This is a genomic window from Klebsiella sp. JN_Kp126, assembly GCF_033843325.1.
Taxonomy (GTDB): domain Bacteria; phylum Pseudomonadota; class Gammaproteobacteria; order Enterobacterales; family Enterobacteriaceae; genus Klebsiella; species Klebsiella michiganensis.
The window spans coordinates 17,324-40,096 of record NZ_JAWXQV010000092.1 but is presented as its reverse complement, the minus strand read 5'-3'; the positions used below and the strand labels follow the sequence as shown (position 1 = coordinate 40,096).

Genomic DNA, 22,773 nt, shown 5'->3' with positions numbered 1-22,773 from the left:
GCAGATGCTGGTGAACCTGTAGCCCGGCTAAGCGCAGCGCGAGCCGGGAATCGGCAGGGAACCGCGCGTTACTTGAACCCCACAATCGGGTGCGGTTTATACGGCGTCTCCAGCTTTTCAATCTGATCCGGCGTCAGCGTTAAATCGACCGCATGCAGCAGCTCATCCAGCTGCTCCTGCCTTGAGGCGCCGATAATCGGCGCGGCCACGCCCGGCTTGCTCAATAGCCAGGCCAGAGCCACCTGCGCGCGGTTGGCGTCAAGCTCTTCCGCGACTTCGGCCAGGTTTGTCGCAATCAGTTCATCATTCTCATCAGTGGCATTGTAAAGCGCCTTACCGACTTCATCGGATACCAGACGGGCGGTGGTTTCCCCCCACGGACGGGTCAGGCGACCGCGCGCCAGCGGACTCCACGGCATCACCGCGACGCCTTCACGGCTGCACAGCGGCAGCATTTCGTTTTCTTCTTCACGATAAATCAGATTGTAGTGATCCTGCATGGTGACGAAGCGGGCCCAGTTATTCTGCCGCTGTAGCGCTAACGCCTGGGCAAACTGGCGGGCATGCATTGACGATGCTCCGATATAGCGGGCTTTACCCGCCTTGACGACGTCGTTTAGCGCTTCGAGAGTTTCTTCAATGGGCGTGGTGTAATCCCAGCGATGAATTTGCAGCAGATCGACATACTCCATGCCGAGGCGGCGCAGGCTGTCGTCAATGGAGCGCAGGATCTGCGCGCGCGACAGTCCCTGCGGCAGATCGCCCACCTGATGGTAAACCTTGGTGGCGACGATCACGGAATCGCGACGGGCATACTCACGCAGCGCGCGCCCGAGGATCTCTTCGCTGCTGCCGTCAGAGTAGTTATTCGAGGTGTCGAAGAAGTTAATGCCGCCCTCGAGGGCGTATTTTATCAGCGGGCGGCTGCTCTCTTCCGGTAAGGTCCATGCATGGTTACCGCGGTCCGGTTCGCCAAAGGTCATACAGCCGAGGCAGAGTCGGGAAACGCGGAGATCGGTATCGCCAAGAGGGATATAGTGCATAGTGCGCTCCTGCTACGGGTAAAGGGTATCCTTTAAGCATAGCAGGAGCGGTGGCGGCAATTATGCCAGCCAGGCGTGGATTTTGGCTTCTATTCCGGCGGCGTCCAGGCCGAGGTCGGCGTGCGCTTCTTCCTGGGTTCCCTGCGGGATAAAGAAATCAGGCAGGCCGAGATTGAGCACAGGAATCGCGCGGCGGCGGGACATCAGCAGCTCATTCACGCCGCTGCCCGCACCGCCCATAATGGCATTCTCTTCCAGGGTGACCAGCACTTCGTGTTCTGCGGCCAGCTGTAGCACCAGCGCTTCATCCAGCGGTTTGGCAAAGCGCATATCCACCAGGGTGGCGTTAAGCTTTTCCGCGACTTTTGCCGCCTGCGGCAGCAGCGTGCCGAAGTTCAGAATCGCGATTTTTTCACCTTCGCGTTTCACTACGCCTTTCCCGATAGGCAGCGAGGCTAGCGGTTCAAAGGCCGCGCCGGTACCGGAGCCGCGCGGATAGCGCACCGCGCTCGGGCCGTCGTTGTAGTGATAACCGGTATACAGCATCTGGCGGCACTCGTTCTCATCGCTGGGGGTCATGATGACCATGTCAGGAATGCAGCGCAGGAAGGAGATATCAAACGCGCCCTGATGGGTTTGCCCATCGGCGCCGACGATACCCGCACGGTCGATAGCGAACAGCACCGGCAGCTTCTGGATGGCGACATCGTGAATCACCTGATCGTAGGCGCGCTGCAGGAAGGTGGAGTAGATCGCCACCACCGGCTTATAGCCGCCGATCGCCAGGCCGGCGGCAAAGGTCACCGCGTGCTGCTCGGCAATGGCCACGTCGAAATACTGGTCGGGGTATTTTTTCGAGAACTCGACCATCCCTGAACCTTCGCGCATCGCTGGCGTGACGGCCATCAGCTTGTCATCTTTCGCAGCGGTTTCGCACAGCCAGTCGCCAAAGATTTTCGAGTAAGAGGGCAGGCCGCCGCTGCTTTTCGGCAGCACGCCGCTGGTGTGATCGAATTTTGGCACCGCGTGGAAGGTGATCGGGTCTTTTTCGGCGGGCTCATAGCCGCGGCCTTTTTTGGTCATAATATGCAGGAACTGCGGCCCTTTCAGGTCGCGCATATTCTTCAGCGTATTTACCAGACCGATAACATCATGACCGTCCACCGGCCCAATGTAGTTAAAGCCCAGCTCTTCAAACAGGGTCCCCGGAACCACCATCCCTTTGATATGTTCCTCGGTGCGTTTGAGCAGCTCTTTAATCGGCGGCACGCCAGAGAAGACCTTTTTGCCGCCTTCGCGCAGCGTGGAGTAGAGTTTGCCGGAGAGCAGCTGCGCCAGATGATTGTTTAGCGCACCGACGTTCTCGGAGATCGACATTTCGTTGTCGTTGAGCACCACCAGCAGATCGGGTTTGATATCGCCAGCGTGGTTCATCGCTTCAAACGCCATCCCGGCGGTTATCGCCCCGTCGCCGATTACGCAAACCGCGCGGCGCTGCTTATCCTCTTTGGCTGCGGCGATAGCTATGCCGATTCCGGCAGAGATGGAGGTCGACGAGTGGCCGACGCTCAGGACGTCATACTCGCTTTCTCCGCGCCACGGGAAGGGGTGCAGCCCGCCTTTCTGGCGGATGGTGCCAATCCGATCGCGGCGTCCGGTCAGAATTTTATGCGGGTAAGCCTGGTGGCCGACGTCCCAGATCAGGCGATCGAAAGGCGTGTTGTAGACGTAATGCAGCGCCACGGTTAGTTCTACCGTACCGAGCCCGGAGGCAAAGTGTCCGCTGGAGCGGCTGACGCTGTCCAGCAGATAACGCCGCAGTTCGTCGCACAGTTTCGGCAGGCTATCTTTCGGCAACAAACGCAACTCCTGGGTGGAATCCACCAGCGCCAGGGTCGGGTATTTGGCAATATCAAAACTCATCAGAGACTCATTTATTGTTTATTTATCACGCTGAATTATGTAATTCGCGAGCGCTTCCAGTGCCGTGGTATCCAGAGATTGCGCGGCCAGCTCAGTTAACGACCGGCGGGCGTCGGTAATCAGGTCAAAGGCCTTTTTCCGGGCTTGCTCGAGTCCCAAAAGGGCGGGGTAGGTACTTTTGCCCAGCTGCTGGTCGGCTCCCTGACGTTTGCCAAGTGTGGCAGTATCCCCTACCACGTCGAGAATGTCATCCTGGACCTGGAAGGCGAGACCGATGTTCTCGGCGTATCGATCGAGAGCGGGTAGCGCCCTGCGTCCGGCTTCACCTGCGCTCAGCGCGCCCATTCGTACCGCGGCGCGAATCAACGCGCCGGTCTTATGGCGGTGAATTCGCTCCAGCGACGTCAGATCAACCTGATGGCCTTCCGCTTCCAGATCCAGCGCCTGACCGCCGCACATACCCGCGATGCCGCTGGCCTGGGCCAGCTCAGAAATCATCGCCAGGCGATCGCGATCCGGCACTTCCGGCATCGGCGCATCACTCAGTATAGAAAACGCCAGCGTTTGTAGGGCGTCTCCGGCAAGAATTGCGTTCGCTTCGCCGAATTTTATATGGCAGGTCGGCTGGCCGCGGCGTAAATCGTCATCGTCCATCGCCGGGAGATCATCGTGCATCAGCGAATAGGCATGGATGCATTCGACGGCGGCGGCAGGGGCATCCAGCGTAGCGCGGCTAACGCCAAACATATCGCCGGTCGCGTAAACCAGGAACGGGCGCAGGCGTTTGCCGCCTAATAGTGCGCCATACTGCATGGCTTCGACCAGCGGAGTGTTCTGAAAGGGCTGCGGAGCGATAAAACGGCGCAGCGCTTCGTTAGCCTGCTCGACGCACGCCTGTAGCTGTTGCGGGAAGTCCATTTATTCAGCGTCCGGCGTAAAAGGGGTAAGCGGCGCGTCTTCGCTATCCGCCAGCAGAATTTGTACGCGCTGTTCGGCCTGCTGCAGCTTTGCCTGCCCCTGGCGCGCCAGCTGGATCCCGCGCTCGAATTCGCCGAGCGCTTCTTCTAACGGCAGCGAGCCGCTTTCCAGACGATTAACAATTTGCTCCAGCTCGCCCAGGGCGGTTTCAAAGCTGGCCGGGGCCTCATTTTTCTTTGGCATAGTGAATATAGACTCTTGTAATGTCTCGATGGCTATCAATATGGTAACGAAGTCGCGCGGTTAATCAAATAACGCGCAATGCCAGGTGAAAAGCGTCCAATAGTGGTATACTCCGCGCCCTGGATGCAGACGCCAGTCGCGCCTGTACAACTTTTTATGCTTAAAGCCCCGTCGGGCTTGCCAACGACGGGCTTGCCAACGAATAGTGTCGCCATGAAGTTTATCATTAAATTGTTCCCGGAAATCACCATCAAAAGCCAATCTGTGCGATTGCGCTTCATTAAAATTTTAACCGGGAACATTCGTAACGTTCTCAAAAACTATGATGAGACGCTTGCCGTCGTTCGTCACTGGGATCATATCGAGGTCCGGGCGAAGGATGAAAACCAGCGTCCGGCTATTCGCGATGCCCTGACCCGTATCCCCGGTATCCACCATATTCTGGAAGTCGAAGACGTTCCTTATACCTCTCTGCACGATATTTTCGAGCAGACGCTGCCGCTGTGGCGTGACGCGCTGGAAGGTAAAACGTTCTGCGTGCGCGTTAAGCGTCGCGGTAAGCATGAGTTTACCTCAATCGAAGTGGAGCGCTACGTCGGCGGCGGTTTGAACCAGCATATTGAAACGGCGCGAGTGAAGCTGACCGACCCTGATGTGACGGTTAACCTCGAGATCGAAAACGATCGCCTGCTGCTGGTTAAAGGGCGCTACGAAGGTATCGGCGGTTTCCCGATCGGCACCCAGGAAGACGTGCTGTCGCTCATTTCCGGCGGTTTCGACTCCGGCGTTTCCAGCTATATGCTGATGCGCCGCGGCTGCCGCGTGCATTACTGCTTCTTTAACCTCGGCGGCGCGGCCCATGAAATCGGCGTGCGTCAGGTCGCGCACTATCTGTGGAACCGCTTCGGCAGCTCACACCGCGTGCGCTTCGTGGCGATTAACTTCGAGCCGGTGGTGGGTGAGATCCTGGAGAAAGTCGACGACGGTCAGATGGGCGTGGTGCTCAAGCGGATGATGGTGCGCGCGGCGTCAAAAGTCGCCGAGCGCTACGGCGTCCAGGCGCTGGTCACCGGCGAGGCGTTAGGCCAGGTTTCCAGCCAGACGCTGACCAACCTGCGCCTGATCGACAACGTCTCGGATACGCTGATTCTGCGTCCGCTGATTTCGCACGATAAAGAGCACATTATTGACCTCGCGCGTGAAATCGGCACCGAAGATTTTGCCCGCACCATGCCGGAATACTGCGGCGTTATCTCGAAGAGCCCCACCGTGAAAGCGGTGAAGGCGAAGATCGAGGCGGAAGAAGAGCACTTCGATTTCAGCATCCTTGAGAAAGTGGTGGCGGAAGCGAGCAACATTGATATCCGCGATATCGCTCAGCAGACCGAGCAGGACGTAGTGGAAGTGGAAACCGTCAGCGGTTTTGGCCCTGACGACGCGATCCTCGATATCCGCTCTATCGACGAGCAGGACGATAAGCCGCTGAAGGTGGAAGGCGTGGACGTGGTTTCTCTGCCGTTCTATAAGCTGAGCACCAAATTTGGCGATCTCGACCAGAGTAAAACCTGGCTGCTGTGGTGCGAGCGTGGGGTCATGAGCCGCCTGCAGGCGCTGTATCTGCGCGAGCAGGGCTTTGAAAACGTGAAGGTATATCGCCCCTAGTTCTTCAGGAGCAAGGCGCAATCATGAAAACGGCAACCCTGGGTTGCCGTTTTGCATTTATTCGTAGTAGTTATAAATTCCTGCCGCCATCACCAGCTGTGAAGCGACTTCGTGCGCTTTTTCGCGTCCAACCAGCAGGTCGATCATCTTCAAGGCGAAATCAATTGAGGTTCCCGGCCCCTGGCTGGTGAGCAGCTTAACGCGAGCGTCCCAGACGACGCGCTTATCCTGCCACTGCTCGGCGGGGATACGTTCTTTCAGCGCCGGAAAGCCGGTCATATTGCCGATGGGGAAAAGGTTGTGCGGCACCAGCACGGTCGGCGCCGCGGCGCAAATCGCCGCAACGATGCGCCCGGAAAGATGGAATTGACGTACTGTTTCAACCAGCAGCGGGCTGTCGCGAAAGCACTCCGCACCCTTAATGCCGCCGGGCAGAACAAGGATATCGAAGTCGCCATCGGCCACTTCGACCAGCGGCGCATCGGCCAGCAGCTTAACGCCGCGCGAGCAGACAATGGTCAGGCTACCATCGCTGGCAACGCTGGCGGTCGTGACCTTTATGCCGCCACGAACGAGTAAATCGATGGTGGTGACCGCTTCGGTCTCTTCGCTACCAGGGGCGAGGCAAATCAGTGCCGACGCGCTCATATTCATTCTCCTTACGCTTTACCAGTTCAAACAGACGGGTATTTTCAGGTACGGCGATACCGTGGGCTCGAGCACGCTTTAGCAGAAAACCGGTGATATAGTCGATTTCCGTATGGCGCTGGGCGAGAATATCCTGCAGCATGGAGGAGGTATTTTCTGCCGTACTTTCAATAACCTGATGTACATAGAATAACAGGTTTTCCGGCGAGGTATGCATCCCCTCGCGATCCATCACCGCCGCAACTTCATAACAAATCGCGGCGACCTCCTGCGGGTATTCGCGTAAATCGCCGTTCTGACAGTTTTTTAACGCCGTCAGCGGGTTAATCACACAGTTTACCGCCAGCTTGCTCCAGGTCGCGGGGTAGATATTGTTATGCCAGGCGACGTCGGGCAGCACGCTCTGCAGTACATCGGCGAGATAGCTATAATCCTCAGGGTAGGCTTTCGCCGGGCCAATATGGCTGGTGCCGTTGGCGACGTGGACGATCACGTTGCCGTCGCGGCGGGCCGCCTGCGTTGTCGAAGCCAGAAGCAGCGGCTGTTTGAGGCTCTTAAGCTCGTCAACGGTACCCATACCGTTGTGCATGAGCAGAACAGGTACTGACGACGGCAGGATGGCGCTCAGGTTTTTTACCGCGTTAGAGACCTGCCAGGCTTTGAGGGTGACCAGCAGCAGGTCGCTGCTGGCGAGAAAATCAGGATCGTTAGCGGTAAAAGATTCATTAAACACGCTGCCGTCGGTTTCAATCACATTGACGCTACAGAATGGCTGTGGGACGCGTAACCAGCCCTGGACTTCATGTCCGTGTTTGTACAGCGCAGTTAGCCATAACTGTCCCAGTGCACCGCATCCGAGTACGGTTACTTTCATTATTCCTCCTCACCTGTGAGTGCTGCATCAGGTGCTCATGGCTAAAGTATAGCGTTATCAGTTATCCTTTCGGGATAACAAGTTGAGTTATGTCGCGTTGCGGGTATTATGCAACGCAAAAGAAACTGAAGGAGAGGAAAAGATGCCATCTTTCGATATTGTCTCTGAAGTCGATCTTCAGGAAGTTCGAAACGCCGTAGAGAACGCGACCCGCGAAGTTGAATCGCGTTTTGATTTCCGTAACGTCGAAGCGAGCTTTGAGCTGAACGAAAAAAACGAGACCATCAAGGTCCTCAGCGAGTCTGATTTCCAGATTAACCAGCTGTTGGATATTCTGCGCGCCAAGCTGCTGAAACGCGGAATTGAGGGCAGTTCTATCGAAGTGCCGGACGAGTTCGTGCACAGCGGTAAAACCTGGTTTGTCGATGCGAAGCTGAAGCAGGGCATTGAGAGCGCGACGCAGAAAAAAATCGTCAAGCTGATTAAAGACAGCAAGCTGAAAGTACAGGCGCAGATCCAGGGCGAAGAGATTCGCGTTACCGGTAAATCTCGCGACGACCTGCAGGCGGTTATGGCGCTGGTGCGCGGCGGTGATTTAGGCCAGCCGTTCCAGTTCAAAAACTTCCGCGATTAAAAGAGTCCCGTCTGTCGGCCGGGCACGGCGTTAGCCGCCGCCCGGCAGGACACAAAGCACCGCTCAGAACCGTTTTTGCCTGCCTGAACAAAGGTGCTCGCTTTTATATCCCTTTGATTGCCTGCTCAATTTCAAAGCGGTTAGTGATCTTGCTGTCGATTTTGATATACACCGAACGCTCTTCGCTAATCACCAGCACCTCTTTGACGCCCTCTTTAGCCCGTAAGCGCGCCTCGAGCATTTTGTCCGCGGCGATATCCTCCGGGATCTCGACCCGCAGGCTGCTAACGTACGGCGGCTCGCTCATGGTGCTGGCCACCAGCAGCCACAGCATCGCCAGCAGGGCGCCGAGCAGGAAGACGGTTTGCGAATCAAAAAAGCCATCCACCCAGCCGCCGAGCGCTCCGCCGATGGCCACGCCAAGGAACTGGCTGGTGGAGTAAATGCCCATCGCGGTGCCTTTATATCCGGCCGGTGATTCTTTGCTGATCAACGACGGCAGCAGCGCTTCCAGCAGGTTAAACGCGAGGAAAAATAGCTGAACGCCGGCGACCAGCTCCCAGAAATAGCCTCCGGCCCCCCAGAGTACGATTTCAGCAATCAGCAGGATGGCGACGCACAGCAGAAAGACGCGCTTCATTTTGCGCTTCACTTCGGCGTAGATAATAAACGGCACCACTGCGACAAATGAGACCAGCATGGTGACCAGATAGATTTTCCAGTGCTCGGCGGCGGGGAAACCGGCGGCCTCAAGCTGGCCCGGCAGAGCGACAAACGTGGACATCAGCATGATATGCAGGCACATAATGCCGAAATTGAGCTTCAGGAGTTTTGGCTCGGCAAGCACTTTGCTAAAGCAGCCTTTCACCATACCGGACTCGCGGTTCAGCACGTGATTCTGGCTGTTCGGCACCACCCATAGCGTCAGCAGGATGCCGAGCGTCGCCAGAACAGCAATCATCCAGAACAGGGCGTGCAGGCCGAGCTGGTGGGTAACGACAGGCCCGAGAACCATGGCGATAGCAAAGGTGACGCCAAAGCTGACGCCGATAAACGCCATGGCTTTAGTGCGGTTTTGCTCGCGGGTTAAATCGGAAAGCAGCGCCATGACCGCGGCGGCAATCGCCCCGGAGCCCTGCAGCGCGCGGCCAAGAATAATGCCCCAGATAGAGTCAGAAAGCGCGGCGATAACGCTGCCGAGAACGAAGATTAACAGGCCGCCGACGATCAGCGGCTTACGGCCAATGCGGTCAGAAAGCAGCCCGAAAGGTATCTGGAATAGCGCCTGGGCCAGCCCGTAAATACCAATTGCCAGTCCGATAAGGGCTTCGCTTGCGCCCTGTAACGCCATGCCGTAAGTGGTCAGAACCGGCAGGACCATAAACATGCCAAGCATGCGCAAAGAGAATACGGTCCCCAAACCCCAGGTCGCACGCAGTTCGCCTGGCGTCATTTTATTATCGTTCATTACCACCTCAATATAAAAACTGCGCATAGTGTAGTGGGGGGAAACAGAAGCGTAAATAAATGTTTGTTTAACAGATATTACGACTGTGTTGCATGATGAGGTGAGTACGGTAGAAAGAAAAAACCAGTGGAGGGGCCTCCACTGGTGTTCAGCGGTTATTGGCAGTTAAAGTCAACCCACTGGCCGCCTGCGTCGGCGGATTTGACGCACTGCTCAACCCAGTAAACGCCGTGAAGACCGGCTTCGACGTCCGGATACCAGAAGGTCTCCAGGAACGCCTGGTCCCCGCGATCCATCGCGTCGATGGCGATAGCGTAGCGGCGATAGAGGTTGGCCCACGCCTCGAACAGCCCTTCAGGGTGACCGCCGCCAATGCGGTCGTCCGCCAGCGCCTGCTGGCTGAGATAGGGCATCCCGCGCTCGAGGACGCGGGCCGGTTCGCCCTGTACCTCATAGCTGAGCTGATTTGGACGCTCATCCCACCATTCGATGCTGGCTTTTTCGCCAATAACGCGGACTTTTTGCGAGTGCATCGCGCCGCTGTTGACCGCGCTGGTCCACAGTGAGCCAACGGCGCCGTTGTTATATTCCATCAGCACAAAGGCGTTATCTTCCAGCGGCGCGCGAGATTTGACGAAGCTTTGACGCGCGCACATCAGGCGGGTGATGTTCAGGTTCGGCACCATCGTCTCGGCAATAAATAGCGGGTGGGTTGCCAGATCCCCCAGCACATAGCTAGGGCCGGCATATTTGGGCGTTACCCGCCAGCGGGTGGATTCAGCCTGCAGCTCAACGGCTTCATTATGAAAACCGTGGGCGAACTGCATATTAATAATGCGGATCTCGCCGAGCATCCCTTCCGCTATCATCTGCCGCGCCTGCTGGATCATCTGGTGTCCGGCATAACCGTACGTGACGCCGATAATTTTATTCTGCTTTTTGCTTAGCGCCAGCAGCTCGCGCGCTTCGTCGGCGGTAAAGCACAGCGGTTTTTCGCAAATAACGTGCAGCCCGGCTTCAAGCGCCGCTTTAGTGATAGCGAAGTGAGTATTGTTCGGCGTAGTGACCGATACGGCTTCAATGCCGTCAGGGCGTTTGGCCTCCTCCGCGAACAGCGTTTGGTAATCGGCGTAGCAGCGTTCAGGAGCGATGCCGAGCTGCTCGCCGAATTGACGACCGCGCTCGGCATCGATATCAAGCGCGCCGGCGAGCAGAGTAAAGACGTTGTCGCGAAGCGCCGCACAGCGGTGGCTGTAGCCAATCTGGCTGGTGCCGCCGCCGCCGACCATGCCCCAGCGCAGGGAGCGGGATAAGGGTTTCATGCCGTTTAACATGATGGTGCACTCCTCAATGATAGAGATCCTACGGATTTCAGATGTTCTTCTGTGTACCCGCGCTCGCCGAGCGCGGGCCTGGTTCTAAGGTTTTACATCTCGCCACGGGCTTCGCGTTCTTTCAGGTCATGCATGATCTGCGGGTATTGCTTATCCAGGCGATAAAACAGCAGGGTGATAATGACCACGATCCACAGGAAGAAAGAGCCGTAGAGATAAACGTGGTTAATCATGTCGATAGCGCTTTGCGGCTGAACGCCGGATCCGCTGCTGGAGCTGACGTAACCCGCCATGCTCAGCAGGCCGGAGATAACCGCGGCGGCAATACCTGCGCCGAGTTTCGTCCCAACGGAACCGGCGGAGAAGATCATCCCTTCCTGTCTGACGCGCGTTTTCCACTGGCCGAATTCGACGGCATCGCCGCAGAATCCGAACAGCACGGCGTTCAGCGGGGCGAAGCCAATACCGCGAATAATCGCGTTTGCCAGCGCCCAGTGGTAATCATCAGAGTTAAACATAAACAGCACCTGGCCGATGGTCGCCAGTACGATGCCGCAGAGGGCAACGTTGCGTTTACCGTATTTGCGGATGGGCACGGAGCTCAGGAAGGTGAAAATAATAATGCAGGCGGTTTCGGCAACGAAAATGGAGCTATAGAAGGTATCGTCGCCGAGCACGTAGCGGCAGTAGTAAGGCAGCGCGATCCCTACCACGGTGTAGTACACGCTTTGCGCGGTCCACAGGATGGCGCTGGCCCAGAAGTACTGGTTACGAAAAAGCGCGGAAAGCTGGGTTTTTACCGGTACGTTTCCCTGTTTTTCTCGCGCTTTGATGACCACCTTTTCTTCGCATTTATAAAAGCAAAACAGCAGCAACAGCAGCGCCAGAAAAGCCCAAATAGACATGGTTTTGATCCACGCCGCCTGATCGTCGCCAAAGTACTTCACCAGCGGCAAAGTGCAGGCAACGGCGAGAATACGACCAAAAGGCGACATCGACATTCGGGTGATGCTGAGCATATCCCTTTCCCAGGAGGCGCGGGTCATCATCGCAGAGAGGCTGCCGTAGGGGAGGTTGATGGCGGTATAGCACACGGTGGTGCAGAAGTTATAGGCGACCAGCAGATAGAGAAACTGCAGCGTGCCGGTGGTCTGCGGGACGGTGAACAGTAAAATTGCCGATACGGCGTAGGGCACGCTCATCCACAGCAGCCAGGGGCGTGATTTACCCCAGCGAGAGTTCGTACGTTCCACCATCAGGCCCATGATGACATCGGAAACGCCGTCAAACAGACGTGAGATCAGCATCACCAGGCCAACGGTGGCGATGCTGATGCCGACATAGTCGGTATAAAACAGGGTTAAAACCGTGCTGATCATGCCGAAAACGACGTTACAGGCGGTATCGCCGCCGCCGTAAGCGATTCGGGTAGCCCAGCTTAGCTTATCGCCGCGTGCTGCCGCGGGAGAGAGAAGAATCTGCTGTTCACTCATGGTCAATTCCTTTGTCTGGAAGGACAAGTCAGGACCTCTGCGCCAGTTCCACCGGCACGACCTTATCCTGAATATCAGCCAGAACATAAGGAAATATTTATTTCATTTCAATGCTTGTTTGGAATTTAATTTCTGTATATGCGAGGCGGATCGAAAAACCGTAAAAATTGAGCCGTAAATTTTTGGGCTACAGCTATCAAGCCATTCTGATTGATAAGGTTATTAAGTGTTTTTCTGAACGATGTTTGATTTGTTTATTGTATGTATTTAATGATTTTGCGCTGTGATTTTGTGAAGTGAATCGATACTGCATGGCATTTTTATTTTTCATTTCTCATTTAAATGAAATTAATGTTTCTTTTTTGGGCAGGCGTGTTTTTGAAACACGCCTGCCTTAGCGTCAACGTTTAAAATGTACTTCTGACGGGCGAGGTTGACGCGGTGGCCCTTGCCGACGGGCCAGCCGCGAAAATACCTTTGGCCGCCAGCCCGGCGACGGTTATCGCGGCGGGAATGCCAAGGATCAGGAAAACGCTTTCGAAGCTGATATTCAGCGCCAGCATCTCCGCCCCGGCAAAGGCGCTCAGGATCGCGCCCATGCGGCCAACGCCGTGCATCCAGCTGGAGCCGGTAGCCCGTGCTTCGGTAGGATAGTAGCGGGCGGAGAGCGCGTTCATGCCGGTATTGGCGCCGTTTAAGCAGGCTCCGCTGATAAACGCCAGCAGGCAGATGAGCGCAAAGCTTGCCGCGGCATAGCCCATCGCCATCGTAAACAGGCCGCCAACCGCGTAAATCAACCCGAGCGCCCGATGTGGGTTGATCCGGTCCATTAGCCAGCCCGCAAACAGCGAGCCAAGGGTTCCCCCAGCCTGGTACATTGCGGTCATTACCGCCGCCTGGCCGACCGTTAAGCCCACCTCTTTTACCATCGTCGGTAGCCAGCTGCCGAGGAGGTAAACCAAAAAAAGCCCCATAAAGTAAACCAGCCAGAGCATCATCGAACCGAAGCGATACTGGCGGGAGAGAACGATGCGCATGGCATTTGCCTGGACGGGCTGGGCCGGGAGGCTGAACTCGGCCTCATCGGGGATTTGTCCCGGATAGAGGCGTTGCATAATCCGCCGAATACGTTCGGCAGGCGCGCGCTTAACGACCAGAAAACGCACCGATTCCGGTAACAGCCAGATCAGGACCGGAGCGAACAGCAGCGGGAGGAGCCCGCCAAGCAGCATCAGCGAGTGCCAGCCAAACTGCGGGATTAGCCAGGATGCGGAGAAACCGCCCGCCGCCGCGCCAAAGGTGAAGCCGCAAAAAATAATCGTAATCAGGAACGAGCGCTGGCGCTCCGGCGCATACTCTGACACCAGGGTGCCGATATTCGGCATGGCGGCGCCTAATCCCAGCCCGGTCAGGAAGCGGAAAACCATCATCTGCTCAATATTTTGTGAAAGGGCGGTGGCGATGGTCCAGAAGCCGAAGAAGAAGACGCTATTAATGATAATTTTTTTCCGTCCCAGCCAGTCGGCGAGCGGCCCGGAGAAAATGGCCCCCAGCGCCAGGCCTATCAGCGCGGCGCTGATGACAAAACCGAGTTGGTGATTGCTTACTCCCCATTCCTGCTTCAGCGTCGGGGCGATAAATCCCATGATGGCGATATCAAAGCCGTCCAGCGCGATAACGCAGAAGCCTAAAAACACCACCAGCTTCTGAAAGCGGCTTAGCGGATTGGCGTTGATTAACTCCCTGACGTCCAGGCGTTGAGTCTGTGTCATGGGACTCTCCTTATGCGCAAGGGCGCAGGTAGGACTGCGCGGCGTTAAACAGCAGCTGAGCGCGAGCGAGCGGCGGCAGCGCACCCCGATCGCCGCTTAGCGGGACCTCGATGGATACCGGCAGCGTGGCCGGAAGCGCCGCCATCAGACCGTGCAGGTCGAGTCCGCCTTCGCCGGGGACCTGGCGCGCGGCGCGGGCCTGGTAAATCAGCTCCTGCTCGTCAGCGGGTGGTTGCGGTGAGGCATCGCAAAGCTGCATATAGTTGAGGCAATTTTGCGGTAGCGCCGCGATCGTGGACAGGGATTCGCCGGCCCGCCAGAAGTGAATAGCGTCAATCAAAATACCGATATCGCTGCGGCCGCTGGCGGTGATGAGCGCCCGGGCTTCGGCAATGGTGCGCAGGTGGGTCCAGGGCATGGGCTCCAGGTTCATGGTTAATCCATGCTCCTGGCCGGCTTCGGCAAGCCGGGCGAGATTTCCCGCGCTGCGCGCGCGGTTATCATCGTTTCCTGCCACTAAAACTTGCTTTGCGCCAAGGCGCGCGGCGGTAGTAAGAAAAAGCTGCAAACGAGCGTCCACTGAAAAATCGGGCGTCAGGCGGACGATCTCAACGTCCGAAACGCGAACGCCGGTTTCCATCAGCGCCGCCAGGGTATCGCGTACGGCGGCGGTGTCGCCGAGCATGTCGTAATCCGGATCTGACGGGGTTGCGGGAAGCAGGCGCAGACCAACGTGGGTGAATCCGGCCTGGGCCGCAATGCGTACCTGTTCCGGCGGCGGAACGTCGAGGAGGGTAAGCGCGGCGAGTGAGAGGGTTCGCATGTTCATAAAGGACTCCAGTACAGTTGCAGGTGATTGTTGTTATGCGTATTGCCGTCCCTGGTGGAATGCTTTTACTGCGTTGTTTTATTGAGATTTTCTGCCAGGTTTTTTCCGACCAGATAGCCAAAAGTCATGGCCGGACCCAGCGTGATACCGCCGCTGGGATAGAATCCCCGCATCACGCTCGACATATCGTTGCCGATGGCGAAAAGCCCCTGGATCGGCTGCCGCTGCGCGTTGAGAACACGGGCATTTTCATCGGTGATTAGTCCACTGAAGGAACCCAGCGAGCCGGGCAATATACGTACCGCATAAAAAGGCCCATGGCTGAGTTTCCCGAGCGTGGGGTGGGGCGAGCGGCTGGCGTCACCCTGCGCGCGGTTATAGGCCGAGGCGCCGCGCTGAAAATCCTTATCCTCTCCCTGGTCTACAAAGCCGTTAAACCGGGCGATCGTTTCCGTTAGCTGCTGCGGATTGATGGCGCATGTTTTCGCCAGCGCTTCCGGCGTCTCACCGACGTACAGATAGCCGGTCCGTCGCCAGGCCTCGGGGGTAAACGGGAAGGGGCGAGCATGGCCCAATCCGTAGCGCCGCAGCGCACGGCCGTCGGCAATTAGCCACGCCTGCGGCGTTTCGTCCGGCGGCGTCGCGTCCAGCAGCGCGGCAATAAAATCATGATAAGAGTCGGCTTCATTGGTGAAGCGTTTACCGTTGGGCAACACGGCAATAAAGCCGGGCTTGGCGCGCTCAACCAGATGCGGGAACGGCAGCTGCAGTCCGCTGGCGAGGGTAACGCGCGACACCGGCGCCCAGGCCATGGCGTGCCTGAGTGAGGTATCAAACTGGCCGCCGACCGCTTCGCCGAGCCGAATGCCATCCCCCTGATTGCTCGGGGGCGCGGCGGAGAAGTGGCCGTAGCCGCTGGCGGCGTGCGGCACATTTTCGGCCAGACGCTGCCTGTCGTGAGGAAAGCCTCCGCAGGCGAGGATCACCGCGCCGGCGCGAACCTTCAGCGCGCTGTCGTCGCTGCGTAATATCGCGCCTGCAACGCCGTTGTTGTCGGCAAGCAGACGTTCTACCGGCGCGTTAAGCTGAAAATTAACCCCCGCATCCAGCGCCGAACGCAGCAGGCGGGCGACCAGCGCGTTGCCGTTAACCAGATGCTGTCCGCGACCGGCGCGCAGCCGCTGCCAGCCGTGACGCAGCAGGCGGCGGGTCGCATACAGCGCCGAGCCAGGTGAGCGGGTCGCGTTGAAAAAGTGCGCCATATCCGTGCCGCCGGCAATGCCCATACCCGCAAGGCTGATGGTCTCCAGCGGAGGCCGCAGGCGATGCAGCCAGTCGCCCAGCAGCCGTCCGTCAAAAGGCTGCGCCGTGACCGAGCGGCCGCCCAGCGCAGCGCCCGGTGAAGCGTGAAAATCGGGCATTTTGCTGCCGGAAAGAAACTGCACGGCGGTACGGCGGCGGAAAAAGTCGATCATCTCCGGTCCGTACTGTAAGAAGGCAAGCAGACGCGCATCGGCAGGCTCACCGTCCATTTCATGGCGTAAATAAGCGAGCGGCGCGCCCGGCTCTTCTTCAATCCCTTCTTCACGAGCCAGCGGGTTACGCGGGATCCACAGCCAGCCGCCGGACCAGGCGCTGGTGCCGCCAATGACCGACTCTTTCTCCGCAACCAGTACGCTGGCGCCGCCGAGCGCGGCGGTGACGGCGGCAGAGAGCCCCGCCGCGCCGGAGCCGACGACCAGAACATCCACGTTCATCTGCCCGCTCATGACCCTCTCCTTATTGCAGTGGTGAAAAATCAGTGGGGCGCAGAAGCACCGACTCCAGACGCTCGACGGCGGCCAGCTCGCGGTTTTTGCGCGAGAACGTCAGCCAGCGTTCGTCCTGCGCCATGCGCGCCCGACGCGCCAGGCGATCGTCCAGACTTTCATAGGCCCAGATATGCACCACCTGATTGACCACGCCAATTTCGGTAAAAAAGAAGCCGATGAGCTTACCGAGGTGCTCGGTTTGCACGGCGTAAGCATCGCTTTTGTACAGCGCCAGCCAGTCGGCCATTTTCAGCGGATTGATGGTGTAGGTGCGTTTTTCATAGATCATGATTTTCTCCTGTTTATAGTGCGTGTTGTTGCGCCATATGGCTGGCTGAGAGATAGCCGAAGGTGAGCGCCGGGCCGAGCGTAATACCTGGGCCGGGGTAGGTTCCGGCCATCATCGAATCCATATCATTACCCACGGCATAGAGGCCTTTAATCGGTTCACCGTGCTGGTTAATGACCTGAGCATCGGCGGTAGTGACCAGGCCGCGCGAGGTACCGAGATCGCCGGTATAGAGGGTGACGGCATAAAACGGCGCGCGGGTCAGCGGAGCGTTACAGGCGTTTGGCCGGTGGCCGGGGTCGCCCATCGCGCGGTTATAGCTGTTGCCGCCTTTGGTGAACGCCGGGTCGAGGCCCTGAGCGGCGTCGCGGTTGTAGCGAGCCACCGTGTCAGCGAGCGTCTGCGGATCCAGGCCGAGCCGCTGCGCCAGTTCAGGCAGCGTATCGGCCTTATGCAGATAGCCCGCTTTCACCAGCGCGTCATTATTGACCGGGGCAGGGCGCGCCAGGCCGAGGCCGTAGCGCTTCATGGCCAGGGCGTCGCAAATCAGAAAGCAGGGCGCATTTTCTGCCCGGCTTTGCATGGCGCTGGCGAAGTGGTGATAAGAGTTAGATTCGTTCACGAAGCGCACCGCGCGCTGGTTGACGGCAATCACTCCAGGTTTGGCGCGATCGGTGACCAGATGAGGGAAGCGCTCTTGCGTGCCGTCGGGATGCTGTAAAACCGAGACCGGCGCCCAGAAAAAGTTAGACGGCAGGTCAGCCCCTTCCCGGGCATTGACCGCGGCGGCAAGGCGCAGCGCGGCGCCGTCGTTGGCGGCGGGGGACATGGTGTAGTGCTCGCGGGTCTGGGGGCGATAGCGTTCAGCCAGCCTGCCTGCGGCAAAACCACCCGCCGCCAGTACCACCCCGCAGCGGGCTTCAAGGGCCTGCTTTTGTCCCTCGTGCTCAATTTCTACGCCGGTCACCTCGCCATTGCGTTCGCTCAGCGAAAGCACGTTGACGTTGAGCCTGAGCTGCATACCTTTGCGAAAGGCGAGCGTCGCCATGCGGGCGATCAGCGCGTTGCCCATCGCCAGGCGGGTACCGCGAGGGTACCGCAGGCGATCGCGACCGAAGCGCAGCAACAGTCTGCCGCAGTGCGCGAACGAGCGCGGGGAGCGGCGCATATCGAGAAAGTGCTGGATATCAACCCGGTTAACCATCATCCCGCCAAACAGCAGCATTCCCGGTGGGGGAGAGCGGAGGTCGCGAAAATGCGCACCCAGTTCCCGTCCGTCAAACTCCACCACCTCGAGCGCCCGCCCGACATCGACGGCGCCGGGCTCATCCGGGTAATAATCCGGAGAGAGCGGGCGCAGGCTATATTTCACCGCGCCCTCTTTTTCAAGAAACGCCAGCGCCTCGCGCCCTGAAGCGATAAAGGCATCCACCAGATCCTGACGATAATGAGGCTCACCGATAATCGTCCGCAGATAGGTTTCGATGGCCTGCGGGCTGCCGCCCACGGCCATTTTCCGCGCCTGATCGCTATCGTGGATCCACACCGCGCCGCCGGAAATGGCGGAGGTGCCGCCAAACAGCGGGGCTTTTTCCAGCATCAGCACCGACAGTCCCTTACAGCTGGCGGTCACCGCCGCGGCAAAACCTGCGGCGCCGCTGCCGATAACGATGACATCCCAGCTTTTCATGCCGCCGCTCCTTGTTCCTGCGCGATGGCGCCGATGAATTGCCCCATCAGTTTCATCTGCGCCAGCGCCATCTCCGGCCCGGTCTGGATCGCGCAGCCGCGATCCCGGGCGAAGGCGAGGAGCGGGGTGATGATCGGGGCGGTCACCACGTCGGCGACATGCGTGGATAGCGGAAGGGTTTCCAGCAGCGTCTGCGGCAGCGGCAACGGCTCGAAACCGGCCATTCCCGCCGGGGAACCATTCACCAGCAAATCCAGGCCGGCAAGCGTAGCGGGCAGGTCGACGAGATGAACGTGCGGAAAATGGGTGGCCAGCCGGTTATGCAGCAGCTGAAGGGTGGCGGGATTCTGATCATAAAGGGCCAGCTGGCGGATACCCGCTTCGCAAAGCCCCCACGCGATAGCGCTGCCCACACCGCCGCAGCCGGAGAGCAGCCCCTTTTTACCGGCGGCGCTAAAGCCGTGCGCCTCTGCGGCAAGCTGAAAACCGACGCCGTCTAGCATATCGCCCTGTAAACGGCCATCGGCCAGCTTACGGATGACGTTAATGGCATTGAGGTGCTGAGCTCGCGGGGTTAACTCGTCGACCAGGGCGGCGGCCCGCTGTTTGTGCGGAACGGTGACCAGGACGCCGCTCATGTTGTGCCAGCCGCGCAGGGCCTGCAGAAAGTCAGCAACGGCTTCGGGGGCGATATCAACCGGGATCATCACGCTGTCCAACTGCTGGTCAGCAAAGAAGCGGTTGAAATTCTCCGGCGACTTAACCTGGGTAATAGGGTGGCCGATGACGGCGACGACCTGAGTGAATCCACTGACCATTTCAAACCTCATTTTGTTAAATGAATGTTGTGAAAGTATTTCAGCGGAAGCTGAGAGCGACAACGCAGAATTCGGCCATACTGGTTGTTAATCGCACTACCACTGCGATAATCGCGCTAAACTGATTGTATTGTTGCTAAAGTGTGAACAAGTATGCAAAACCAGATTCATACCCGCGATCTGATCGTCGGCCTGCAAAAAGGGCTGGCGCTGATCCAGCTATTTTCAAAAGAGTTCCCCCGGCTCACCGTGCCGCAGGCGGCGAAAATGAGCGGCCTGACGCAAAGCGCCGCGCGGCGCTTTTTCCTTACCCTGCTGCACGAGCGCTATCTGCAAACCGACGGACGTCATTACTGGCTAACGCCTAAAGCGTTAAGGTTGGGGCAGGCGTATGTCGATTCGGCGCAGTTCCCACGCATGGTACGACCGATCGTGGAGTACATCGCCAGTCGGACGGAAGAGCACGCTTCGGTCGGCGTGATAGATGATGACGAGCTGGTGTATATCGCCCGCAGTAAACACACGCCGTTTAACTCGACTTCAGTGCGTCTGGGGGAGAGAGTGCCGATTTACTGTACCGCCGGAGGGCGACTATGGCTGGCTTCCTTAGCGGAAACCGAGTGTGAAACCGTTTTGCAGCGGATCCGCCGCGAGCAGCGTACGCCCTATACGGTGACGGACGTGGCGGCGTTAATGGAAAAGATCGCTCAGGTTCGTCGCCAGGGATACGCCGCGATTGAGCAGGAGTTTGAAATTGGCATGCTGGTCCTGGCCGTGCCGCTGTCAGATCGGGAAGGGCTCTACTGGGGAGCGCTGAGTTTAACCAGCCATCAGTCAAGAACCTCGATTGAGGCACTATGCCGCGATCATCTGGATTTGCTCTATAGCGCTCAGGCGATGCTGGTGGGTTAAAACCAAAGGCGCAGACGATTCACTCATCCTTGTGCCGAGAGAGCTTACGGTAGGCAAAAAAAAGGGCAGGAAGAATCCTGCCCTGAGAATGACGAACCGATATTAGGCGGTGACGCTGTTAGTGAAAGTGTTCCACTCGCCCGACAGGTCGTGCACAGAATTGCTCCAGTTTTCGTTGCTTGAGGCAACGAAATCCTGCCACGTAGATGTGCCGCTCAGGTAATCACCGAACGCAATGGTATCGTTAACGATGGCATTGGCGATGGTAGCACCTGCGGAGGTAATAAAATCGCTCAGATGGCTTGCTGTATTATTAATAATGCTGGAAATGCTGTTAGCAATGCTGCCGAACACATTAAAACCACCAGAAATAGATTCCATTTCGCCAATAGTTAATTCTTTCATTGGTATTCCTTGTTAAGTTTGATTAATTTTTATTAGTGGGTCTCTTACCCACGGAAGAAATACTAACACTCTTAAATTATGTTAATCCAGAGTATTAATATGTGAAATATTCAATTTCATACAAATTTAATAAAATGAAGTTTTCTTCAGAGATAACGGCGTAAGCCATGAGTATGAATTTTTTATTCGGCACATCTGGCTTTAATGTGAAATTGCATGAGGGCCTTATAAAGAAAAACGCGCTGAAAGTGGTTGCAGGCGGAAATAAGACGGACAGCTTTTTTTTCATTGAAAACTTTACTATTGTTCAATAGAGATGCTATATGAACCGGAGAGAAAAATATTCATGGCAAAAGACCGCCTGTTCGTGCGGAGGAGGGGAGGGCAAGAGAACATCACCCTGGCACCATACCTCACGTTAATATGTTAATTTTCGATTTCACATTCGCCCACCGGGAATGAAGGAAGCGCAGCCCGCTGAATGAACGAGAGCCTGTCTATGGTTTGCTAACCCGAATGACGTCAGCGTTCGACGAAACAAAAATTTCGCGATATATCTCTTATACTATTTTGCGCACAATAAATTTATTTACCGTATATATGCAGCTAAACCACTCGGCGCCGTACGGGGTAGCGCGGCGGCGGGATTCATATCTCAAAGATACCATTGCCGACCGCAGTGGGAAAACCGTGCTTAGCGATGATTCGTTAAACAACGGAATCATTAGCCGGTATATAGTGCTCATTTTATTGACAGTACCAGCGTTAAAACCAATTTTAATTCATCTAAATAAACGATGGCTGCAGGATAATGAATTGCTGCTGATGAATCTGATGCGGCTATTTGTCGAAACGAATTGGCAGTACTGCGTGACTATTATCGCATCAGTATGGCTAAACGCGTTCCGGCAGTAAGCGGAGAAAGGCATGTACGGGGGGCGTCTTTGATCGAGGACGCTGAAGCGGAATTTAGCCAGGGGCAGAGAAAGCGTTGAGAGGGTTGAGGGCACAATCTCAGAATAATAGGGTGGGGAGAATGATTTACAACCATCGGCGATGCGAGATTAACAGGGGGAAATAAGTAATGGCGTATCGTGCGATACGCCATTGAGAGACACTATCTGACCATGGTCAGCAGGTTGTGTGAATCCGGCACCATAAAGTCGACGGACATCATCACCGACAGCGCGGTAATGGCTACGATGGAAAAGACGAACAGCTTACGCGCCCAGACTTTATCATCCGCCACTTTATAACCGCGCAGCGCCATTCCGAGCCACCAGACGCTCACCGCCGCAGCGACAACCAGATATTTATATCCAGCGTAGCCGCCCAGGGAGAGCATCAGCGTGGCAACGGCGAAAGCGATGATGTAAACGGTGATATGGTTTTTCGCTACCGAAATGCCTTTCACTACCGGCAGTACCGGAATGTTCGCTGCCTGATAATCCTTGAAGCGGAAAATCGCGATAGCGTAAGAGTGAGGCATCTGCCACAGGCTGAAAATCGCCAGCAGAATCGCGGCACCGCTGTCAAAATCACCGGTAACCGCGCAGTAGCCAATCACCGGCGGCGCAGCGCCGGAGAGAGAACCAATCAGCGTGCCGTAGACGGAGTGGCGCTTCATGTACAGGCTGTAAACGCCGACATAAACCACGAACCCCATCACCCCCAGCCAGCAGGCCAGGGGATTCGCGCCAAACCACAGGAGCATGAAGCCAGCAATACCCAGCAGGGTGGCGTATACCAGCGAAGCTTCTGGCGAGATCAGCCCTTTGACCAGCACCCGGTTTTTCGTCCGTTCCATCTTACGATCGATATCACGGTCGATATAGTTGTTGAAAACACAACCCGAGGCGACCACCAGGGATACTCCGAGGAGCGTCCAGATAAAAAGCGGATAGTCGATGTGGCCCTTGGAGGCCAGCAGGAAACCGCCAATCACGGAGATCAGGTTGCCAAAAATAATGCCTGGTTTCGTTACTTGCAGGTATTGCTTAAACATAC

General features: G+C 57.1%; 20 protein-coding genes. 3 read left to right on the top strand and 17 right to left on the bottom strand.

Features of this window, described 5'->3' with window-relative positions; genetic code table 11:
• Positions 1-68: 68 nt before the first annotated feature.
• The 4 genes from SIK97_RS25355 to xseB are packed head-to-tail and all read right to left on the bottom strand — an operon-like array spanning position 69 to position 4,127.
• Positions 69-1,043: an aldo/keto reductase gene (locus tag SIK97_RS25355; protein WP_014228165.1), complete on the bottom strand. Its 975-nt coding sequence runs from the start codon at positions 1,041-1,043 to the stop codon at positions 69-71.
• A gap of 60 nt (positions 1,044-1,103) precedes the next feature.
• On the bottom strand, positions 1,104-2,966 hold the full coding sequence (dxs, locus tag SIK97_RS25350; protein WP_025107179.1) for a 1-deoxy-D-xylulose-5-phosphate synthase: 1,863 nt from the start codon (positions 2,964-2,966) through the stop codon (positions 1,104-1,106).
• 18 nt (positions 2,967-2,984) lie between these two features.
• A complete protein-coding gene (gene ispA / locus SIK97_RS25345; protein WP_004848218.1) occupies positions 2,985-3,884 on the bottom strand; it encodes a (2E,6E)-farnesyl diphosphate synthase in 900 nt (299 codons plus the stop codon).
• The gene (gene xseB / locus SIK97_RS25340; RefSeq protein ID WP_004099468.1) at positions 3,885-4,127 is read right to left on the bottom strand and encodes an exodeoxyribonuclease VII small subunit; all 243 of its coding nucleotides are present in this window, start codon (positions 4,125-4,127) and stop codon (positions 3,885-3,887) included.
• Positions 4,128-4,340: 213 nt separating this feature from the next.
• Here xseB and thiI point away from each other — a divergent pair, with 213 nt between their 5' ends.
• On the top strand, positions 4,341-5,789 hold the full coding sequence (thiI, locus tag SIK97_RS25335; protein ID WP_014228166.1) for a tRNA uracil 4-sulfurtransferase ThiI: 1,449 nt from the start codon (positions 4,341-4,343) through the stop codon (positions 5,787-5,789).
• Between the two features lie 57 nt (positions 5,790-5,846).
• Here thiI and yajL read toward each other — a convergent pair whose 3' ends face one another.
• Complete coding sequence (yajL, locus tag SIK97_RS25330; RefSeq protein ID WP_049081055.1) at positions 5,847-6,437, bottom strand: protein deglycase YajL; 591 nt, start codon at positions 6,435-6,437, stop codon at positions 5,847-5,849.
• The gene (gene panE / locus SIK97_RS25325) at positions 6,400-7,311 is read right to left on the bottom strand and encodes a 2-dehydropantoate 2-reductase (RefSeq protein WP_049081053.1); all 912 of its coding nucleotides are present in this window, start codon (positions 7,309-7,311) and stop codon (positions 6,400-6,402) included. The genes yajL and panE overlap by 38 nt, the downstream gene beginning before the upstream one ends.
• A gap of 142 nt (positions 7,312-7,453) precedes the next feature.
• Between panE and SIK97_RS25320 the strand changes: the two genes are divergently transcribed.
• Positions 7,454-7,945, top strand: a complete 492-nt coding sequence (locus SIK97_RS25320) for a YajQ family cyclic di-GMP-binding protein (protein WP_004129715.1) — start codon at positions 7,454-7,456, stop codon at positions 7,943-7,945.
• Between the two features lie 103 nt (positions 7,946-8,048).
• Here the strand turns inward: SIK97_RS25320 and SIK97_RS25315 are convergent, their stop codons facing one another.
• The 9 genes from SIK97_RS25315 to SIK97_RS25275 all read right to left on the bottom strand — a co-directional run bounded on the left by SIK97_RS25315 (position 8,049) and on the right by SIK97_RS25275 (position 19,449).
• A complete protein-coding gene (locus SIK97_RS25315) occupies positions 8,049-9,413 on the bottom strand; it encodes an MFS transporter (protein ID WP_047724314.1) in 1,365 nt (454 codons plus the stop codon).
• A 155-nt stretch (positions 9,414-9,568) separates the two neighbouring features.
• Positions 9,569-10,747: a Gfo/Idh/MocA family protein gene (locus tag SIK97_RS25310; protein WP_047724313.1), complete on the bottom strand. Its 1,179-nt coding sequence runs from the start codon at positions 10,745-10,747 to the stop codon at positions 9,569-9,571.
• 92 nt (positions 10,748-10,839) lie between these two features.
• Positions 10,840-12,240, bottom strand: a complete 1,401-nt coding sequence (locus SIK97_RS25305) for an MFS transporter (protein WP_057173897.1) — start codon at positions 12,238-12,240, stop codon at positions 10,840-10,842.
• A gap of 407 nt (positions 12,241-12,647) precedes the next feature.
• Positions 12,648-14,012: an MFS transporter gene (locus SIK97_RS25300; protein ID WP_154970912.1), complete on the bottom strand. Its 1,365-nt coding sequence runs from the start codon at positions 14,010-14,012 to the stop codon at positions 12,648-12,650.
• A gap of 10 nt (positions 14,013-14,022) precedes the next feature.
• A complete protein-coding gene (locus SIK97_RS25295) occupies positions 14,023-14,841 on the bottom strand; it encodes a sugar phosphate isomerase/epimerase family protein (protein WP_057173899.1) in 819 nt (272 codons plus the stop codon).
• A 65-nt stretch (positions 14,842-14,906) separates the two neighbouring features.
• Positions 14,907-16,610 carry an FAD-dependent oxidoreductase gene (locus SIK97_RS25290; protein WP_057173900.1) on the bottom strand — a complete coding sequence of 568 codons (1,704 nt, stop codon included), beginning with the start codon at positions 16,608-16,610 and terminating at the stop codon, positions 14,907-14,909.
• Positions 16,611-16,620: 10 nt separating this feature from the next.
• Positions 16,621-16,941, bottom strand: a complete 321-nt coding sequence (locus SIK97_RS25285) for an NIPSNAP family protein (protein ID WP_004133454.1) — start codon at positions 16,939-16,941, stop codon at positions 16,621-16,623.
• Between the two features lie 13 nt (positions 16,942-16,954).
• Complete coding sequence (locus SIK97_RS25280) at positions 16,955-18,631, bottom strand: FAD-dependent oxidoreductase (protein ID WP_057173901.1); 1,677 nt, start codon at positions 18,629-18,631, stop codon at positions 16,955-16,957.
• Complete coding sequence (locus SIK97_RS25275) at positions 18,628-19,449, bottom strand: shikimate dehydrogenase family protein (protein WP_032748247.1); 822 nt, start codon at positions 19,447-19,449, stop codon at positions 18,628-18,630. Before SIK97_RS25275 ends, SIK97_RS25280 begins: the two co-directional genes overlap by 4 nt.
• 153 nt (positions 19,450-19,602) lie before the next feature.
• Here SIK97_RS25275 and SIK97_RS25270 point away from each other — a divergent pair, with 153 nt between their 5' ends.
• A complete protein-coding gene (locus tag SIK97_RS25270; RefSeq protein ID WP_032748248.1) occupies positions 19,603-20,361 on the top strand; it encodes an IclR family transcriptional regulator C-terminal domain-containing protein in 759 nt (252 codons plus the stop codon).
• A gap of 102 nt (positions 20,362-20,463) precedes the next feature.
• Here the strand turns inward: SIK97_RS25270 and SIK97_RS25265 are convergent, their stop codons facing one another.
• Both SIK97_RS25265 and cyoE read right to left on the bottom strand, forming a co-directional pair.
• Complete coding sequence (locus SIK97_RS25265) at positions 20,464-20,766, bottom strand: hypothetical protein (RefSeq protein ID WP_025107169.1); 303 nt, start codon at positions 20,764-20,766, stop codon at positions 20,464-20,466.
• A gap of 1,117 nt (positions 20,767-21,883) precedes the next feature.
• Positions 21,884-22,771 (bottom strand): heme o synthase, encoded by an 888-nt coding sequence (gene cyoE / locus SIK97_RS25260; protein ID WP_004129778.1) that lies wholly within the window; start codon positions 22,769-22,771, stop codon positions 21,884-21,886.
• Positions 22,772-22,773 lie beyond the last annotated feature (2 nt).

Bases quoted from the DNA above. Each gene is read 5' to 3' on its own strand.
- SIK97_RS25355 (WP_014228165.1), bottom strand. From the start codon at position 1,043: ATGCACTATATCCCTCTTGGCGATACCGATCTCCGCGTTTCCCGACTC.
- SIK97_RS25315 (WP_047724314.1), bottom strand. From the start codon at position 9,413: ATGAACGATAATAAAATGACGCCAGGCGAACTGCGTGCGACCTGGGGT.
- SIK97_RS25265 (WP_025107169.1), bottom strand. From the start codon at position 20,766: ATGAAAGAATTAACTATTGGCGAAATGGAATCTATTTCTGGTGGTTTT.
- SIK97_RS25305 (WP_057173897.1), bottom strand. From the start codon at position 12,240: ATGAGTGAACAGCAGATTCTTCTCTCTCCCGCGGCAGCACGCGGCGAT.
- dxs (WP_025107179.1), bottom strand. From the start codon at position 2,966: ATGAGTTTTGATATTGCCAAATACCCGACCCTGGCGCTGGTGGATTCC.
- SIK97_RS25270 (WP_032748248.1), top strand. From the start codon at position 19,603: ATGCAAAACCAGATTCATACCCGCGATCTGATCGTCGGCCTGCAAAAA.
- cyoE (WP_004129778.1), bottom strand. From the start codon at position 22,771: ATGTTTAAGCAATACCTGCAAGTAACGAAACCAGGCATTATTTTTGGC.
- xseB (WP_004099468.1), bottom strand. From the start codon at position 4,127: ATGCCAAAGAAAAATGAGGCCCCGGCCAGCTTTGAAACCGCCCTGGGC.
- SIK97_RS25310 (WP_047724313.1), bottom strand. From the start codon at position 10,747: ATGTTAAACGGCATGAAACCCTTATCCCGCTCCCTGCGCTGGGGCATG.
- SIK97_RS25285 (WP_004133454.1), bottom strand. From the start codon at position 16,941: ATGATCTATGAAAAACGCACCTACACCATCAATCCGCTGAAAATGGCC.
- ispA (WP_004848218.1), bottom strand. From the start codon at position 3,884: ATGGACTTCCCGCAACAGCTACAGGCGTGCGTCGAGCAGGCTAACGAA.
- SIK97_RS25320 (WP_004129715.1), top strand. From the start codon at position 7,454: ATGCCATCTTTCGATATTGTCTCTGAAGTCGATCTTCAGGAAGTTCGA.
- SIK97_RS25300 (WP_154970912.1), bottom strand. From the start codon at position 14,012: ATGACACAGACTCAACGCCTGGACGTCAGGGAGTTAATCAACGCCAAT.
- SIK97_RS25280 (WP_057173901.1), bottom strand. From the start codon at position 18,631: ATGAAAAGCTGGGATGTCATCGTTATCGGCAGCGGCGCCGCAGGTTTT.
- yajL (WP_049081055.1), bottom strand. From the start codon at position 6,437: ATGAGCGCGTCGGCACTGATTTGCCTCGCCCCTGGTAGCGAAGAGACC.
- SIK97_RS25290 (WP_057173900.1), bottom strand. From the start codon at position 16,610: ATGAGCGGGCAGATGAACGTGGATGTTCTGGTCGTCGGCTCCGGCGCG.
- SIK97_RS25295 (WP_057173899.1), bottom strand. From the start codon at position 14,841: ATGAACATGCGAACCCTCTCACTCGCCGCGCTTACCCTCCTCGACGTT.
- thiI (WP_014228166.1), top strand. From the start codon at position 4,341: ATGAAGTTTATCATTAAATTGTTCCCGGAAATCACCATCAAAAGCCAA.
- SIK97_RS25275 (WP_032748247.1), bottom strand. From the start codon at position 19,449: ATGGTCAGTGGATTCACTCAGGTCGTCGCCGTCATCGGCCACCCTATT.
- panE (WP_049081053.1), bottom strand. From the start codon at position 7,311: ATGAAAGTAACCGTACTCGGATGCGGTGCACTGGGACAGTTATGGCTA.